Below are 811 nucleotides of genomic sequence, written 5' to 3'. Positions count from 1 at the left end.
TGGGTGCCCGGCTGGCCGGGGCGAACAAGATCATCGCGATCGACCGGGACGAGAAGAAGCTCGAGTGGGCGAGGGATCTGGGTGCGACGCACACGGTCAACGGCGGCGAGGTGGATGCGGTCGAGGCGGTGCGGGAGCTGACCGGCGGTTTCGGTGCGGATGTGGTGATCGACGCGGTCGGGCGTCCGGAGACGTGGAAGCAGGCGTTCTACGCCCGCGACCTGGCCGGCACCGTGGTTTTGGTGGGGGTCCCGACCCCGGACATGCGGTTGGAGATGCCGTTGATCGATTTCTTCTCCCGCGGTGGGTCGTTGAAGTCGTCGTGGTACGGCGACTGCCTGCCCGAACGCGACTTCCCGATGCTGGTGGATCTGTTCCAGCAGGGCCGGCTGCCGTTGGAGAAGTTCGTCACCGAGCGCATCAAAATCGACGAGGTCGAAGAGTCGTTCCACAAGATGCACGCCGGTGAGGTGCTGCGTTCGGTGGTCGTGCTGTGAGCGGGCGGTTGCGGATCGAGCGGGTCGTCACCGAGGGCACGTTCGCCCTCGACGGTGGGGAGTGGAGTGTCGACAACAACATCTGGCTGATCGGTGACGACACCGACGTGGTGATCGTGGACGCCGCCCACAGTGCGCAGCCGATCATCGACGCGGTCGGCGGCCGGCACGTGAACGCGGTGATCTGCACGCACGGGCACAACGATCACGTCACCGTCGCCCCGGAACTCGCCGAGCGGTTGCACGCCCCGGTGCTGCTGCATCCGGGTGATGACGTGCTGTGGAAGATGAGCCACCCGGACGGCAAGTACTGG

Annotated in this window: 2 protein-coding genes; both read left to right on the top strand. The window is 66.2% G+C overall.

Annotation, left to right across the window (positions count from 1 at the left end):
* Positions 1–497 (top strand): zinc-binding dehydrogenase (locus tag AC1DWT_RS51640; RefSeq protein WP_477926327.1); only part of this gene is annotated, 497 nt, incomplete at its 5' end.
* Positions 494–811: MBL fold metallo-hydrolase (locus AC1DWT_RS51635; RefSeq protein ID WP_477926326.1), on the top strand; the 318-nt coding region annotated here is incomplete at its 3' end. The genes AC1DWT_RS51640 and AC1DWT_RS51635, both read left to right, overlap by 4 nt.

The organism is Rhodococcus sp. P4_B6 (assembly GCF_056402215.1).
Note: the sequence above shows the minus strand (reverse complement) of the source record. Positions and strands in the feature narration are given on the sequence as shown.